A 16,887-nucleotide genomic window follows, 5' to 3' on the forward strand; every position below is an offset into this window, starting at 1 on the left:
GCCCCGGGGTCACCCTTGCTGGGGTGGGGCTTCGTTCTCGGCCAGGTAGGCCTGGTCGATGGCGGTCTGGTCGAGGACTCCGGCGTAGACGGTGACCTGGTCGACCCCGCCCAGGAAGAAGTCGGCGTCCATACCGTCGGCGTGCAGGGCGTCGAACCAGCGCGCCCGGCCCAGAGTCAGTGCTCCGACGGCGTTCCAGGCCGTGTTCGCCGGGCGGACAGCCGAGCCTTGGAGCACACCGTCGACGTAGAGCCGGATCTCGCGGGTGGTGGTGTCGTAGACCGCGGTCAGGAACGTCCACCGCCCAGCGGTGAGTGCGGCGACCGACGGGTCGGCCGACGACGCGATCGGCTGCAACCCGGTGACGGTGACGCCGCTGCCGCTGGCTGCGGCGGTGTCGCGCATCATCACCTGCCAGCGCGCAGTCGTGGTCCCGCCGCTTTCCAGCTGGGGGCAGCTGCGCAGGTAGAACCCGGACACCGGGCCGCCGACGACCGTGGCATCCTGCGCTACGACGGTGCGGCAGCCGGTCAGCAGCGAATCCTCCTGCGGCCGGACCCACGCCGACACCGTGAACGAGGTGTCAGTCCGCACCACCGGAGCATGGCGCCAATCAGGCGCACCCGCCGTACCGTAGTCCTTGAGCACGGTGCCGAACTCGGGCCCCGAGCTGCCGGGATCGCTGTAGTCCAGGTCGCAGGTGTCGAAGACCGCCACCGTGTACCGGCCGCCCAACTGGCAGGTCTCACTGGCAGGTGACTGATCCGGGCCGGTCAACGAGCCGGGCTGCAGCTGCAGCTCCCGGCCGAAGGTGGAGACGTCGGTGACAGTGGGGCACACCATCGGGGTGCACAGGCGGATCGCGTCGAAGTTCCACTGCGCGGTGATGTCGTGGTCGACCAGGCCCACGTCGCCGGAGATCGGCTGCGGGGTGAAGTCCTCGGCGACCAGTGCACGGTCCCAGGCACGGACGTCGGCGACCGATCCCTTCCACCATTTGCTCGCCGCTCCGCTGGCGAAGCCGCGGCCGACCGCGAAGTTGCCGGTCGCCTGCCAGGATGCGGTGGTCCGGTCGGTGCCGCCGAGCAGTACCCCGTTGACATAGAGGCGGATCTTCTTGGCGTTGGTGTCGTACACACCGGCGATGTGCGTCCACTGACCGACGTCGGCCGCGGTCAGGGCGTTCGGGCTGAACGCGGTCTTCGTCGCGCTCGACTGGGCCGAGGTGTCCTTCATCGTGAACGACCATCGCGGCGCCAGCGGCGACCCGACCATGCGGACGCCCAGCTGAAAGCCCGCCGCGTCGGTGCCGTCCTGGGTGACGGCGGTGTTGTCGTCGGTCGGCAGCGCACCCAGCCGAACCCAGGCCGAGATACTGAACGACCCAGTCGTCGACACCACCGGACCCGTCGCGGTAGCGGCCTGCGAGGTGCCGTTGAACCCGGCCGTACGCGCACCGACAAGGCGGGTGTCGGCGTCCCAGGTCCCGTTGAACGACGTCAGGTTCGTGACCGTACCGAGGCCCTGATCGTGCAAGGCGGCGGACTGGTCGAACGACGGTGGCAGTTCCTCCAGGTCCCAGTGGGCCTGCGGCTTGGACGGCGACGCCACGTAGAAGGAGTAGGTCCGCTCCGACGCCGACGGGTGGCCGCTGGTGTCCACGACGAACACGTTGAACGTGTTCAGCCCGTACTTGATCGGTGTCACCGGCACATCGACCTGCTTGTCGGCATCCACCGCGACGGTGCGATGCGACTGGCCCTCGAACCAGTACTCGAAGTAGGCGGCGTCGGTGGCGGTCGTGGTCATCTGGACCGTGCAGGTCTCGCCCGGCCCGACGGCCGTGGTCTGATCCTCCGGACAGTTCGCCGACGACAGGCCCGGGGTCGGCGGGATGCCCACATCGACGGCGAACACGCACCACTGCGACCACGGGCTGTCCGCGCTGAACCCGGTCACCGTGTTCGGGTCACGAGACTTGACCTTGAAGCCGTACACCTTGCCGTCGACCAGCCCGGTCACCGGAGCCTGCACCCGCGAGGCGTTCGGAGCCTGCCCGGCCGCTTTGCTGTTGACCGGCTTGCTCGTGTAGGTGACGTCGGTGTAGCCGGTCAGCGTGTCCGGGTTTGTGGTACCGGCCGGGATCTCGACCCGCCGGAACGTCACGTCGGCCGTCCCGCCGTCGGCGTCGTTGGCCAGCGCCTCCAGCGTCGTGCTGACAGACCCCGTCAACGGCGGGGCAGTGAGTTCAGGCGCCGACGGGCACGTGAACGTACCGAACCGCAGGTCAGTCGGCGCGGTGGGTGCGGTGTTGTAGTCCACGACCAGGAACGCCTTGGCCGGGTTGTACCGCTTCCACCTGTCCTGGGACGTCTCGGAGCTTCCGGCGGCGTCGTTGCAGGCGCACAGACCGACGGTGATCGTCGTCCAGTTGCTCGTCGCCGCCGTCTGCACCTGCGCCGTAACCGCCGCAGCGGCGAAGTTCACCGTGACGTCGGGCTGCAGGGACGAGCAGCCGCCATCCTCGTTGGCATTGGCATCGACCGCGTCAAGGTGGTTGACCAGCTTCATCTTCGACCACGTCGCCCGCATCGTCGCATCGATCAGCGACGTCCGGTACAGGTTCGTCTTCGTCGGGCCGCACGACCACGAGTGGTCCAGCTCGATCTGAACCTTGGCGCTGCGGATCTGCCTGCCACGCAGCGGCACAATGTTCTCGTCCGTCGTCGGGAACTCGAAGAACGACCGGTACAGCACCCCAGTGTCGGGGTTCTTGCCTACCCGCGCCGAGGTGTAGTCCGTGTTGGAGGAGTTGTTATTGGTGGCGTAGGCCCACCTGTTGTCGTCATCGTCCCATGGCGGATCGATATAGAGCGGAAACGCCCCGTTAGCCAACAGAGCGGTGTCCGGGACCAGGACAAGGTCCCCGTCCGTGGTCACCTGCGCGTCAACCGGCACGATCTGCGCCGCGTCGGACGCGCCGTCAGCCGAGGATCCCGACCCTGACGTGGGGTCCGCGCTCCTTTCTGCTAAGCCTTGGCCGGTGACGACGTCACTGCCTTCCGGCCACGACTGGGCGGAGTCCCACATCACCGGTGGCTGGCCCACAGCGACGACCTCACCGCCAGCCATCGCACGCAGCGCGCCATTGCCAGACTCGATGATCTCCACGTCGCCGGCGACGTCGAAGTGCACCGACCGGACCGCCGGGTTGGCAGCCGCCGACGCGGTCTTGACGACCAGCACATGGGTGAATCCCGTACGCGTCGCGCGCACCACCAGATCGACATCTGGCAGCACGTTGCCGTAGGTCGCCGAGTCGCCTGAGACCGACGGCGCTGGCAGCGGGGACGGCCACGACAGATCGAATCGGTGGCCGTCTCGCCGCAGGCTGACCAGCGGACCGGAACCACCTCCGGAGAAACGCACATCACTGGCGGACACCGCAGGGCGCAACACACCGTCCGCGCCAGCAACCAGCTGAAGGTCGAGGGGCATCCACGATCCGCCGGCGACCTTCGCCCGCTGCGGCACTACCGCCGACTCAAGCCGAAGCTCCCCTGTCGGCTACGCCGACACCTGCAGGTACTCCGTGGTCAGCGAGTCCACGACCACAGGCGTGCCACAGGCAGCAGCCAACGCCACAGCTTGAGTCTCAGTACCCGCGGCAGCAGCACACCCCGCCGCAACCGCGGCCGTTGGCTGGACAGGCACCGCGACACCCAGTCCAACCAGGCCGACTAAACTCGCAACACGCCCGAGAACACCTCTGCGGCGCCAGAGGCTCGAAACCCTCCGGCTCGCGAGGAAAACCTTAACTCTGCGATGAACATCCACAAGACTCGCACGCTAGACGTGCCAACCGACAATCGCTGCCCCTCTTTCCGAGCAGCCGTAGAGCCCAACACACAATTTTGATCGACATGGGTCTATTAGATAGTGCGACCAAGCTGAGTTGATTACTTTCCGTAGTACATGAAGGATCCAGGGGCTTAGCCGCGATCATCCGGTAACGGATGGCTGATCGTTACTCATCCGTTACATCATGCGCCGGAGCCATGTCGATGTACGCCTGATGACCGCTCAGTCGGCAATAGCCTCCACCCAGCATGCCGTGCGCAGAAAACAGCTGGCTGGACCCACCTGAAAATGGCAAGTCCAGCCAGCTGAACGCCCAACCTCGCGAGCCTCAGGCCTTCAGCACCACAGTGCTGGAGATCTTGTCGGCAAACGTCTGCCGCTTGGCGTCCCAGAGCGGAAACAGCCAGCCGATGTACAGCGCAAACGTGTCCACCGCATGAGTCAGATCCCGCAAGAAAGCAGGAAAGGTACCGATCGGCCGCTCCCCCCGCTCCCAAACCAGCCGAATTCCCACCAGCTTGCGCCCAAGAGACTGGCCTGACCTACCGCCGAAATACCAACGGTTGGCTCCATGAACTGCAAGTACGGCCAGCGCCGCACCATAGGCTGCCGTATCGGACAGCTCGGCAACGCCGCTCAAGTTCACGATCGTCAATACTGCAACGAACAACAGAACGTCGATCAAGAACGCAGCCGCCCGCGCGAACCAACTTGCATACCGCAACGCAACCTCCTAAGGGGAACGGCAGACACAGTAGCGACCTTCGGGATACGGCGCTCACCCCTGACAAGCAGACGAGCCGCGGCTCCGCCCGCAAGTCAAGAATGGTGGTCGAGCGTTGGACGAAGTCGATCGTCACGCGTCAGGAGAGTGCCGCGCGTACAGGTTCGAACTCGTACAGCTCGTCCTGGACATAGTCACGCCATGAGCGGTCATGGCTGACGGTCTTCAGCCGGAAGTACACGCTCTTGCGCAGCACCGCAGACGTGTTCGCGCCGATGTTGTGAGACAGCAGGTACGAAGCCAGGACCAGGTCCCCGGGGTTGGCGTGCACCTGCACCATCCGGTCGTGGTCGGCCGGCGGATAGCCGCCGGTGGCCAGGATCGCGTCCGGACCGGCCTTGGCGAAGTACGAGGCGATCTGGCGGTGGCTGCCCGGCCACACGCAGAGGTTGCCCATGTCGTCCTCGCTCTGGTCGGACAGGATGAACCCGGCCAGCATGGTGAACGTCCCCGGACGGCCGTCGGGTTCCGGAGGGCTGATCCCGTCGATGTGCCCGCGACCGGGCCGTGGCGGGTGGGGCGGATACGTCAGCGCCACCTGCACCTGGTCAGGCACCTGGAGCGTGCGCGGCGCGGTCAGCCCGGCCGCCAGCTCCCACGCCGGGCTGCCGGTCAGCAGGCCGAGCAGATCCGGCTCTCGGCGGCCGGGTTCGAAGTAGAAGTGGTGCCCGGTGTGATCCGGCGCCGGTGGGCGCTGCCGCGCCAGGGCGTCGACCCGGAGGGTGGCGGCAGCCAGCACGTCCGCAGGCACCACGTCCCGTACGACGATGTACCCGTCATCACCGAAACGGCGAAGCTGTTCGATGTCCCACATGCCGCCACGGTAGGCAGGGACGCGTACAGCGGCGACCGATTTACCGGCCCGCGCTAGATCACGGTGAAGGTCAGGGTCGCGGAGTAGGTGCCCGGCGGAGTCGAGGTCGGCGCGTTGAGCGTGAGTTCGGCGCCGACCATCGTGGTTCCGTTGCCGCCGAGCGGAGCCGCCGTCGCCAGCGTCGCGCCGCCGGCCAGACCGACACCGGACGGCACCGGCGCCCCAGGTGCGGCTCCCGCTGCGGGCACGACGACCGCCCCGAGCACCACGACCTGCGGCGGCTGCTTGCTGACCAGCACAGGTGACCAGCCGAGATTCGCCCCCGCGATCACATGCCCGGCCCCGTCGGAGAAGTCACCGACCTGCCCCGAGATGTTCCACCCCGGGTTGCCGGCCCGGGTGTCGGAAACGGTGACGGCAGGCAGCATTCCCGCGGTGCTGAGCAGCGACGCGTCCGAGGTCAGCGCCATCGGCGGCAGGACCACGCCGCTCCCGGCCACGGTGATGGTCAACGCTCCGGGCACGACGGTCGTCTGCAGGAACTCGGCCGCTCCCGTGACCAGACCTCCGCAGGCAGTGCCCTGCTGGTCGCAGGGATTGGGCATGGGCGCGGTCGAGAGCAGCATGTCGGTGCCGTCCGGGGTGAACGTCGGGTTGGCGCAGGTGGCGAGGTTCAGTGCCGCCGGGTCGCCGCCGGGAATCCGAAGCAACTGCTCGAATCCACCACGCACCAGGTTCACGGGCAGCGGCGCATAGCCGAGGGCCTCCGCTTGACCCTGCCCCGCGCACAGCCCGTAGGCGGCGAACGCCGTCAGGGTGTGTCCCTTCTCAGCGGAGAAGGTTGAGGCGGTGCTGGTGGGGACGATCAGGTACGCGTAGCCGGACAGCGGGTACGCGCGGGGGTCGGGGTTGGCGTAGACGCCGCTCAGGTCGGCGGTCTGGTCCGGGTTGATCCGCGCGCCGGTCAGCGCGACGCCGACCGCGGCCGCCGTGGGGGCGGTGTAGTAACCAGCCGTGTTGAGCACCTTGGCCGTGGGCAGGGTGAGGTTGAGGGCGTACGAGGCTTCGACGTACGTGATGGCACCGTCGTTGAGCGCCGACTTCACGTACCCGGCCACCCCGTTCGAGCCGGCGAAGGCCTTGAGCCCGCTGCCTGCCGCGACGGGGAACACCATGGTCGGCGCGCACGGCTCGGGCAGTCCGGCCGCGGCGCAGTATTCGCGCCACCGGGCGGGCTGCTGTGCCGCCAGCCAGGAGGTCAGCTGGAGGGTGGTGCCCGACGCGTCCAACCGCACCACCGGGGTGATGGTTTTGGGCGGCAGCGCGATGCCGGGGTTGTCGGCGTGGATCTGCGGGTCGTTCCAGGCGGTGATCCGGCCGGTGAAGATGCCCGCGAGCACGGAGCTGGACAGGCGCAGGTTCGTGACCCGCGTGGTCCCGACCTTGAGGTTGTACGCGAAAACCGTGGCCCCGGCCACGAACGGAACATAGCTGAACGGGCGCGTCGGCGGCTGGTCGCTGACGCCGAAGGCATCCAGGCCGTACGGGACTTCCGACACCGCGAAGTCGACGACACCCGAACGGAATCTGTTGCGCCCGTCGGTCGCACCGGTGTCGGCGTAGTTGACGGTCAGACCGAACTGCCTGACGTTGGCAGCCGATTGGTAGACCAGCGGTGCGGCCCAACTGGAGCCGGCGCCCGAGATCGGCACGTAGGGATCGGCGTACGCGGGCCCCGCAGTCGCCGACGTCACCACCACCACTGCGGCGATGGTCGCGGCGATCCGCCGAGAAATGAAGCTGCGCACCATGGTCACTCCCCCGTACCGTGCCGGCCCACAGCAAAGACCATGCGGCTTTCCGGGCGATCATGGGTGTGTGAACGGCGGGCGAACGTCGTATGTGCTCACACGATGAAGCCCGCTCCGGCAACGGCTGCCGGGGCGGGCTGTACGTCGTCAGGCCGCAGGCCCGGCCGCGGCGGCGACCTGCCGTACGGCGTCGGCAACGGCCAGGAAGTCCTTCATCAGGATCTTGTCGTGGTTGCTCGCGACCTTCGCGCTGATCATGATGTTGGGATTCCGCGCGGTCACCCGGTCGAGGCTGGCGCGGATCCGCTCCTGCTCGTCCCCGCGGCTGCCGAGCGACGCCCCGGAAGCCACCACGTACCGCGTCGGGACGCTGATGCGGTCCAGCACCGGGCCCAGCGCGCTCTCGCGGGCGATCCGGCCGAGCTCGATGTTGCTCTCGGCCTGCTGCGCGGCGCTCATCCGCGGGACGAGACCCGTCGGCCGCAGCGGCCGCGTGAACCACCCGATCCGCTTGAACAGCTTGCGGATGCGCTGCTCCATGGCCTCGTCCAGCCAGTCGTACGGCTGCGCGCCCTCGACCAGCACCGCGCCCAGGGCCCGGTCCGGGTTCCGGCTGGCCCAGTGCGCCGCCACGAACGCCCCGTAGGACCAGCCGACCACCAGCGCCCGCTCGACGTTCCTGGCCGCGAGCACCGCGTCGACGTCGCGCACGGCGGCCTCGAACGAGTAGTCGGCCGAGAGCAGGGACTTCCTGCCCCGCGCCCGCTCGTCGTATGTGATGTGCCGCCAGCCCGGCCCTAATTCGCCGATGACCCGCCGCCAGTATCCCTGGGTGGCGAACTGGCCGTTGAGGTAGACCACGGGGATGCCGGAGCCGCCGGTGTCGGTGGCGGCCAGTGCAGTGTCGTCGACCGGCACCATGCCGGTCCAGGTCGCGTCGGTCGCGGAGAGGCTGTTCTTCGTCATGGTTCGCTCCTGGTCGTGTTCGTGTCCGTACGGAATCGGGCCCCGCGGGCCCCATGGGAGGGGACGGCCGGGCCGCTGACGGGCCCGGCCGGCTGTCCTGCTGCTCAGAGGCTGCAGGCGGTGATGTCGCCGTAGGAGGTGGTGGCGCGGATGTCGAGCCCGACGGTGCCGTCGTTCTTGAGGGTGTTGCTGATGCGGCCGTAGCTGGTGCCGGCGTCCATGGCGGCCGAGACACCGGCGGCCGCGGCCACCGAGATGTCGCCGTACTGGGTGCTCAGGACGACCGGGCCGCGCACGGCCTCGGCGATCCGGATCGCGCCCCGCATGGTGCTGATCTGCGCCGGTCCGGTGAGCCGGCCGACCTCGACGTCGCCGTCGAGCGCGGTGAGGCGCACGCTCGCCGCCTCATCGATCTTGATCTGCCGGTACGCGCCCTCGAAGGCGACGTCGCCGAGGCGGCCGACGCCGCGCAGCTCGGAGGCGGCGGTCTTGGCCTCGACGCGGGAACCGGCGGGCAGCTGGACGGTGACCTCCACCGAGCCGGACGGCCCGAAGAGCTGGTTCTTCGGCTCGGCGCTGCTGATCCGCAGGACTCCGTCGGCGTACGCGACGGTGGTCTGCTCGGCGGCCTTGACGTCGCGGCTCTTGTCCGGGTTGGCCGGGCGGATCTCGACGGTGGTGTCGGCCCGGTCGGCGGCGATGAACTGGATGCGGCCGGCGGTGATGTCCAGGACGGCGGAGATCGGGGCGGGGGTGGCGAACTTCTGCATCACATTCTCCTGTGCTCGTTGTTTCTGACATGAGAAACGCTACGTTGCTTTCCAAAACTAGGCAACACACTCGTTGCACACGTCAGTCATAACCAGAGCTCACAGGCTTGATATTGTTGCAATGGATGAGTTATCAATGCAATAGGAGCTGCGCCCTGCGTTGCAATGGAAGAGAAGTGAACGCTATAGTGGCGAGGCCGTCAGGCAACGCCGCGCGCAACGACCAGGGAGACAGTGATGCCGGGAGGCAGGCTCAGCCAGCAGGAACGCCAGCAGATCGCGGTGGGGCTGGCCGACAGCCTCCCCTACGCCGAGATCGCCCGCCGGCTCGACCGTCCGACCTCGACGATCACCCGCGAGGTGATGCGCAACGGCGGCCCGACGGCATACCGCGCCGACCTGGCGCACCGCGCCACCGAACGCCGCGCCCACCGGCGCCGGCCCGCCTCCGCCCCCGGCTCGGCGGCGGCTCCGCAGCCCCACGGCCGGGACGCGAACGCGATAGCCGAGTACGAGGAGACGCTCACCACCGTCCTCATGGCCTCGGGCCTGTCCAAGATGAGCTCCCGCGTGCTGACGATGCTGTTCACCACCGACGCGGGCAGCCTCACCGCGCCCCAGCTCGCGCAGCGCCTCCAGGTCAGCCCGGCGTCCATCTCCAAGGCGATCGCCTTCCTGGAGAGCCAGAGCCTGGTCCGCCGCGAGCGCGACGACCGCCGCCGCGACCGCTACATCGTCGACGACGAGCTCTTCTTCCAGGCGACGATCGCCAGCGCCCGCGCCAACGACCAGCTCGTGGGTGTCGCGCGCCAGGGCGTGGCCATCCTCGGGGCCGGCACCCCGGCCGCCGCCCGCCTGGAGAACATCGCCCGCTTCCTCGACTTCATCAGCGAGAGCATCACCCGCGCCGCCGAGCAGGCCCGCGAGATCCTCCACACGAGGTCCGAGAGCGCCTGATCCACCCCGGTCCGGCGCGGCCGCATACCGGTCAGGATTCGAGAAGCCCAGGTCACCGCTGTGCGACTAGGGTGATCGCCGTGGACGTCACCAATGTCGTGAACGCCAGGTATGCCCTTTAAAGAGGCCATCCGGCACCACGGTGGCGCGGAACCCGGGTCGAACGCGACCCACGACTTCAGGAGTGACCATGAGCGGCTCTTCCATCGACGGCGTCAAGACCCTGCTGCACCCCGTGTCCGACCTGGCCGCGGCCAAGGCCGTGTACAGCGCGCTGCTCGGCACCGAACCGCAGACCGACTCCTCCTACTACGTCGGCTACGAGGTCGCCGGCCAGCAGATCGGGCTGGTGCCCAGCGGCGGCCCGCAGGCCATGACCTCGCCGGTGGCGTACTGGCACGTGTCGGACATCGAGGCGAAGCTGGCCGAGGTGACCGCGGCCGGCGGCACGCTGAAGGACGCGGTGCGCGACGTCGGCGGCGGCCGTCTGGTGGCCACGTTCACCGACCCGGACGGCAACGTGCTGGGTCTGCTCCAGGACCGGTGACCCGCGCGCGCTCACACGTGTGGGCTTGTGCAGACAACCCCACACGTGTGCGGCGCGACGGCGTACCGTTGCCGCGGCCATGCCGACATGGACGAAACAGACGTACAGCTTGATGCCGGGCAGATCATGCCAGGCGGCCGCCGGGGCGGACCTCGCCGGCGGCCCGCCCGACCAGAGGGAGATTCGATGACCAAGGCCGCGAAGACGGACCCGCGGGCGTCCACCCCGCACGCTGCTGACAGCCACGATCTGATCCGCGTGCTGGGCGCGCGCGAGAACAACCTCAAGAACGTCGACATCGAGATCCCGAAGCGCCGGCTGACGGTGTTCACGGGGGTCTCCGGGTCGGGCAAGAGCTCGCTGGTGTTCGACACGATCGCCGCCGAGTCGCAGCGGATGATCAACGAGACGTACAGCACGTTCGTGCAGGGGTTCATGCCGACGCTGGCCCGGCCCGAGGTCGACGTGCTCGAAGGGCTGACGACGGCGATCATCGTCGACCAGGAGCGGATGGGCGCCAACCCGCGCTCGACCGTCGGCACGGCCACCGACGCCAACGCGATGCTGCGGATCCTGTTCAGCCGCCTCGGGCAGCCGCACATCGGCTCGGCGCAGGCGTTCTCCTTCAACGTCGCCTCGATCAGCGGCGCGGGCGCGGTCACCATCGAGCGCGGCGGCGAGAAGACCAAGGAGCGGCGGGAGTTCAGCATCACGGGCGGCATGTGCCCGCGCTGCGAGGGCATCGGCAAGGTCACCGACTTCGACCTGACCGCGCTGTACGACGACGGCAAGTCCCTCAACGAGGGCGCCCTGACCATCCCCGGCTACAGCATGGACGGCTGGTACGGCCGCATCTATCGCGGCTGCGGCTTCTTCGACCCGGACAAGCCGATCAGCAAGTACACCAAGCGCGAGCTGAACGACCTGCTCCACAAGGAGCCGACGAAGATCAAGGTCGAGGGCATCAACCTGACCTACGAGGGCCTGATCCCGAAGATCCAGAAGTCGTTCCTGGCCAAGGACGTCGACGCGATGCAGCCGCACATCCGCGCGTTCGTGGAGCGGGCCGTGACGTTCACCGTCTGCCCCGACTGCGAGGGCACCCGGCTCAGCGCGGCCGCCCGGTCCTCGAAGATCAAGGGCATCAACATCGCCGACGCCTGCGCGATGCAGATCAGCGACCTGGCCGACTGGGTGCGCGAGCTCGCCGACCCGTCCGTGGCGCCGCTGCTCACCGCGCTCGGGCAGACCCTGGACTCGTTCGTGGAGATCGGGCTGGGCTATCTGTCGCTGGACCGCCCGTCCGGCACCCTGTCCGGCGGCGAGGCGCAGCGCACCAAGATGATCCGCCACCTGGGCTCCTCGCTCACCGACGTCACGTACGTCTTCGACGAGCCCACCATCGGCCTGCACCCGCACGACATCCAGCGGATGAACAAGCTGCTGCTCCAGCTGCGCGACAAGGGCAACACGGTGCTCGTGGTGGAGCACAAGCCGGAGGCGATCGCGATCGCCGACCACGTCGTCGACCTCGGCCCGCACGCGGGCACCGCCGGCGGCGAGGTCGTGTTCGAGGGCACGGTCGAAGGGCTGCGGGCCAGCGGCACCCTGACCGGGCGGCACCTGGACGACCGCGCGAGCCTGAAGCCGAAGGTGCGCAAGCCGTCGGGCGCGCTGAAGATCCGCGGCGCCGACTCCCACAACCTCCAGAGCGTCGACGTCGACATCCCGCTGGGCGTGCTGGTCGTGGTGACCGGCGTGGCCGGGTCGGGCAAGAGCTCGCTGATCCACGGCTCGGTGTCCGACCGCGACGGGGTGGTCACGGTCGACCAGGGCGCGATCCGCGGCTCGCGGCGCAGCAACCCGGCGACGTACACGGGGCTGCTGGAGCCGATCCGCAAGGCGTTCGCGAAGGCCAACGGGGTCAAGCCCGCGCTGTTCAGCGCCAACTCCGAGGGCGCCTGCCCCACCTGCAACGGCGCCGGGGTCATCTACACCGACCTGGCCATCATGGCCGGGGTGGCCACCACCTGCGAGGAGTGCGAGGGCAGGCGCTTCTCCGCCGCGGTGCTGGACTACCACCTCGGCGGCCGCGACATCAGCGAGGTGCTCGCGATGTCGGTGACCGAGGCGGAGGAGTTCTTCGGCGCCGGCGAGGCGCGTACGCCCGCCGCGCACAAGGTCCTCGACCGGCTCGCCGACGTCGGCCTCGGCTACCTCACCCTCGGCCAGCCGCTCACCACGCTGTCCGGCGGCGAGCGGCAGCGGCTCAAGCTCGCCACCAACATGGGCGACCCGGGCGGGGTGTACGTCCTGGACGAGCCGACCACCGGCCTGCACCTGGCCGATGTGGAGCACCTGCTCGGCCTGCTGGACCGGCTGGTCGACGCCGGCAAGTCGGTGATCGTGATCGAGCACCACCAGGCGGTCATGGCGCACGCCGACTGGATCATCGACCTCGGCCCCGGGGCCGGGCACGACGGCGGCCGGATCATCTTCGAGGGCACCCCGGCCGACCTGGTCGCCGCCCGCGCCACCCTCACCGGCCAGCACCTGGCCGAGTACGTCACCCGCTGACGCGCGCCGGGTTCTTCCAGCTCCACGCTGGGAGAACCCGGCCTCGCGGCGGGCGGCTGTGGTTGAGTGGACCGTGTGCTGCGGATGAAGCGGGTGTACGACCCACCGGCCGGCGACGACGGCCACCGGGTCCTCGTCGACCGGCTGTGGCCGCGCGGCCTGGCCAAGGAGGCCGCCCGGGTCGACGAGTGGCCCAAGGAGGTCACCCCGTCCACGGAGCTGCGCAAGTGGTACCACGAAGACCCGGACGGGCGCCGGGACGAGTTCACCCGGCGCTACCTGCACGAGCTGGACGGCCCCGACCAGCAGGCGGGGCTGGCCCGGCTGTGGGCGGCGCTCGGACGCGGGCCGGTGACGTTGCTGACCTCGGCCAAGGACGTCGCGCACAGCCACGTTCCGGTGCTGGTGAGCGTGTTGGAAGGCAAGCCGGGCAGCGGTGGGCACGGCGGTCGGCCGCACGGTGGCGGGCCGAAATCGTGATAGAGTTCGTGAACGCGCAATGCGCGGTCGAGGTCGAGAGGCGCTGCGACGGGTGACCACCCGCCACGCTCGGCCCGGCCTTCACCTTCAAGGGCGCCTCCGATCGAGGAGGTGTCCTTTTTTGTTGCCCTGTGGCTGTGCCGCGTCGGCGACCCGGATCGCCTCCCGCTCGGGTCCGACAACCCGTTCACGTTTCATGGGAGAGGATTCATGAGCGCGAAACTGCAGCACCTCAACGGGGTCGACTTCGCCGTGGCTGACCTGTCGCTGGCCGAGGCCGGTCGGCACCAGATCCGCCTGGCCGAGCACGAGATGCCCGGCCTGATGGCGCTCCGCCGGGAGTACGCCGAGGCGCAGCCGCTGCGCGGGGCCCGGGTGGCGGGCTCGCTGCACATGACGGTGCAGACCGCGGTGCTGATCGAGACGCTGGTGTCGCTGGGTGCCGAGGTCCGCTGGGTGTCCTGCAACATCTTCTCGACGCAGGACGACGCGGCCGCCGCGGTCGTCGTGGGCAAGGGCACGGTGGCGGCGCCGTCCGGCACTCCGGTGTTCGCCTGGAAGGGCGAGACGCTGGAGGACTACTGGTGGTGCACCATGCAGCTGTTCGACTTCGGTGACGGCCGCGGCCCGAACATGATCGTCGACGACGGCGGCGACGTGACCCTGCTGCTGCACAAGGGCGTCGAGTTCGAGGCGGCGGGCGCCGTGCCCGCACCGGGCGAGAACGACCACCACGAGTACCAGGTGATCCTGCAGACGCTGCGGGGCAGCCTGGAGGCCGACGCCAAGCGGTTCACCCGGATCGCGGCGGACGTGCGGGGCGTGTCCGAGGAGACCACCACCGGCGTCGAGCGGCTGTACCGGATGGCCAACGAGGGTCGCCTGCTGTTCCCGGCGATCAACGTCAACGACTCGGTGACCAAGTCGAAGTTCGACAACAAGTACGGCATCCGCCACTCGCTGGTCGACGGCATCAACCGGGGCACCGACGTGATGCTGGGCGGCAAGGTGGCCGTGGTCTGCGGTTTCGGCGACGTCGGCAAGGGCGCGGTGGAGTCGCTGCGCGGCCAGGGCGCCCGCGTCGTGGTGACCGAGGTCGACCCGATCTGCGCGCTGCAGGCCGCGATGGAGGGCCTGCAGGTCGTGCGGCTGGAGGACGTGGTCGGCCAGGCCGACCTGTTCATCACCACGACCGGCGGCGAGGACATCATCACCGCCGAGCACATGTCGCAGATGAAGCACAACGCGATCGTCGGCAACGTCGGCCACTTCGACACCGAGGTGGACATGGCGGGCCTGGCCAAGTGGCCCGGCGTCGAGAAGGTCGAGATCAAGCCGCAGGTGCACGAGTGGCGCTTCCCGGACGGGCACTCGGTCATCGTGCTGTCCGAGGGCCGCCTGCTGAACCTGGGCAACGCGACCGGCCACCCGAGCTTCGTGATGTCGGCGTCGTTCACCAACCAGGTGATCGCGCAGATCGAGCTGTGGACCAAGCCGGGCGACTACGAGAAGAAGGTCTACGTCCTGCCGAAGCTGCTGGACGAGAAGGTGGCCCGCCTGCACCTGGACGCCCTGGGCGTGCGGCTGACCACGCTGACCAAGAAGCAGGCCGAGTACCTGGGTGTGGACGTGGACGGGCCGTACAAGCCCGAGCACTACCGCTACTGAGCATCCACTGCCGGATCGGAGCCGGGAGCCGCGTCGCGGTTCCCGGCTTCGTTCGTTTACCGGCAAAACTACCCGTTTTAGCAGGATAACGCCCCCGAGGACGTTTCGCTACGGCAGGATGTGAAGCGGACATAACGGGAGCTATTCGTGCGGGGTGGGATCGTCATGGGTGCACTGCGGGGGGTGTCCACCGCGGCAGCGGCGCTGGCTCTGGCCGTACCGGTGCTGCTGGGTGGTTGTTCGGACGGTGAGCGCAAGCAGGCCGCGGCGCCGGTGGCCGCGCCCGCGCCGCCCCCGCCCACCCTGGCCGTCACACCGGTCGCGCAGGCCAAGGACCTGCCCGCCAGCACCGAGATCGGGGTGACCGTGGCGAACGCCTCGGTCCGCTCGGTGGTGCTGACCGGCCCCGACGGCAGGATCGTGCCGGGACGGATGCGCGAGGACGGCACCGCCTGGGTGCCGGACAAGCCGCTCGCCTACGCCGGCCGCTACACGGCGACCGTCACCGCGACCGACGGGTCGCACGCGGTGACCCAGTCGACCGAGTTCCGGACCATGGCCGAGCCGCAGCGGCAGGTCGGCACCGGGCTGTACCTGTTCGACGGGCTGACCTACGGCGTGGCGATGCCGGTGGTGGTCGAGTTCTCCGACACCATCCCCGACAGCGCCAGAGCGGCGGTGGAGTCGCGGTTGTTCGTCACGACGCAGCCGGCGCAGCCGGGCGTCTGGCACTGGATGAGCGGCCGGCAGGTGACCTACCGGGCGCCGAAGTACTGGAAGCCCGGCACGACGCTGACCGTCCGGGCGGCGCTGAAGGGCGCGCCGATGGGCGAGGGCCGCTACGGCGACGACGACCGCCGCGCCACCGCGAAGATCGCCAAGGACAAGGTGGAACTGAAGGTCAAGAACTCGACCAAGCAGATCCAGGTGTATCGCAACGACAAGCTGGTCAAGGAGATGCCGGTCAGCCTCGGCAAGGACAGCACCCCCTCCTCCAGCGGCACCATGGTGATCATGGACAAGCAGGAGTCCACCGTCTTCGACACCACCCGCGAGCCGGGCGTGGACCACTACCGGGTCACCATCGAGTACGCCCAGCGGCTGACCTGGGGCGGCGAGTTCATCCACTCGGCCCCGTGGTCGGTGGGCGACCAGGGCCACCGCAACGTCTCGCACGGCTGCCTCAACGTCGGTCCCGGCAACGCGGTCTGGCTGTTCGAGAACACCCACGTCGGCGACCCGGTCACGGTCAAGGGCACCGGCCACCAGCTCGAACCCGGCAACGGCTTCACCGCCTGGGACATGAGCTGGAAGGACTTCCTCAAGGGCAGCGCCCTGCCGGTCCCGGCCGCGCTCACGCCCGAGGCCGTGGCGAGCGCCACACCGAGCACGGCCCCGTCCGCCCCGCAGGCCTCACCGGCCGCGGGAATGACGACGACGCCGCACGAATCGCCCGTGGCGGGTCCGGGCACGACGGAACCGGGCGAGACCGACCCGGCCGACCCGGACGGGACGGGGCAGGAGCAATCCCCGGACGCCGAACCTGGACAGTAGGGCACGCATCTTCGCGAGGTACGGTGGGAACACTCACGGCAGGCAACTCATCCACCTCTCCCCGGCGTCATTGGGGCAGGATGGATGGGTCGCTTGCC

The 16,887-nt window shown here is 69.1% G+C and carries 12 protein-coding genes and 1 riboswitch; of the genes, 6 read left to right on the forward strand and 6 right to left on the reverse strand.

Annotation, left to right across the window (positions count from 1 at the left end):
- Positions 1 to 9: 9 nt before the first annotated feature.
- From Cs7R123_RS14780 to Cs7R123_RS14805, 6 genes are all read right to left on the reverse strand, one after another.
- On the reverse strand, positions 10 to 3,300 hold the full coding sequence (locus Cs7R123_RS14780) for a LamG domain-containing protein (protein WP_212826973.1): 3,291 nt from the start codon (positions 3,298 to 3,300) through the stop codon (positions 10 to 12).
- Between the two features lie 889 nt (positions 3,301 to 4,189).
- Positions 4,190 to 4,585, reverse strand: a complete 396-nt coding sequence (locus Cs7R123_RS14785) for an RDD family protein (RefSeq protein ID WP_280517297.1) — start codon at positions 4,583 to 4,585, stop codon at positions 4,190 to 4,192.
- Positions 4,586 to 4,724: 139 nt separating this feature from the next.
- Positions 4,725 to 5,459 (reverse strand): phytanoyl-CoA dioxygenase family protein, encoded by a 735-nt coding sequence (locus tag Cs7R123_RS14790; protein WP_212826976.1) that lies wholly within the window; start codon positions 5,457 to 5,459, stop codon positions 4,725 to 4,727.
- Positions 5,460 to 5,512: 53 nt separating this feature from the next.
- On the reverse strand, positions 5,513 to 7,270 hold the full coding sequence (locus Cs7R123_RS14795) for a phosphate ABC transporter substrate-binding protein PstS (RefSeq protein ID WP_212826978.1): 1,758 nt from the start codon (positions 7,268 to 7,270) through the stop codon (positions 5,513 to 5,515).
- A 147-nt stretch (positions 7,271 to 7,417) separates the two neighbouring features.
- Positions 7,418 to 8,236 carry an alpha/beta fold hydrolase gene (locus tag Cs7R123_RS14800; RefSeq protein WP_212826980.1) on the reverse strand — a complete coding sequence of 273 codons (819 nt, stop codon included), beginning with the start codon at positions 8,234 to 8,236 and terminating at the stop codon, positions 7,418 to 7,420.
- Between the two features lie 104 nt (positions 8,237 to 8,340).
- A complete protein-coding gene (locus tag Cs7R123_RS14805; protein ID WP_212826982.1) occupies positions 8,341 to 9,006 on the reverse strand; it encodes a DUF4097 family beta strand repeat-containing protein in 666 nt (221 codons plus the stop codon).
- Between the two features lie 237 nt (positions 9,007 to 9,243).
- Here Cs7R123_RS14805 and Cs7R123_RS41090 point away from each other — a divergent pair, with 237 nt between their 5' ends.
- From Cs7R123_RS41090 to Cs7R123_RS14835, 6 genes are all read left to right on the forward strand, one after another.
- Positions 9,244 to 9,963 carry a helix-turn-helix domain-containing protein gene (locus Cs7R123_RS41090; protein ID WP_212826984.1) on the forward strand — a complete coding sequence of 240 codons (720 nt, stop codon included), beginning with the start codon at positions 9,244 to 9,246 and terminating at the stop codon, positions 9,961 to 9,963.
- A gap of 190 nt (positions 9,964 to 10,153) precedes the next feature.
- Positions 10,154 to 10,510, forward strand: a complete 357-nt coding sequence (locus tag Cs7R123_RS14815; RefSeq protein WP_212826986.1) for a VOC family protein — start codon at positions 10,154 to 10,156, stop codon at positions 10,508 to 10,510.
- Positions 10,511 to 10,696: 186 nt separating this feature from the next.
- On the forward strand, positions 10,697 to 13,087 hold the full coding sequence (locus tag Cs7R123_RS14820; RefSeq protein ID WP_212826988.1) for an excinuclease ABC subunit UvrA: 2,391 nt from the start codon (positions 10,697 to 10,699) through the stop codon (positions 13,085 to 13,087).
- 66 nt (positions 13,088 to 13,153) lie between these two features.
- A complete protein-coding gene (locus tag Cs7R123_RS14825) occupies positions 13,154 to 13,567 on the forward strand; it encodes a DUF488 domain-containing protein (RefSeq protein WP_212826990.1) in 414 nt (137 codons plus the stop codon).
- A gap of 29 nt (positions 13,568 to 13,596) precedes the next feature.
- Positions 13,597 to 13,673, forward strand: a riboswitch (S-adenosyl-L-homocysteine riboswitch).
- Between the two features lie 104 nt (positions 13,674 to 13,777).
- The gene (ahcY, locus tag Cs7R123_RS14830) at positions 13,778 to 15,235 is read left to right on the forward strand and encodes an adenosylhomocysteinase (protein WP_212826992.1); all 1,458 of its coding nucleotides are present in this window, start codon (positions 13,778 to 13,780) and stop codon (positions 15,233 to 15,235) included.
- Positions 15,236 to 15,400: 165 nt separating this feature from the next.
- Complete coding sequence (locus Cs7R123_RS14835) at positions 15,401 to 16,789, forward strand: Ig-like domain-containing protein (protein ID WP_212826993.1); 1,389 nt, start codon at positions 15,401 to 15,403, stop codon at positions 16,787 to 16,789.
- Positions 16,790 to 16,887 lie beyond the last annotated feature (98 nt).

Origin of the sequence: Catellatospora sp. TT07R-123 (assembly GCF_018327705.1) — a bacterium.
GTDB lineage: Bacteria > Actinomycetota > Actinomycetes > Mycobacteriales > Micromonosporaceae > Catellatospora.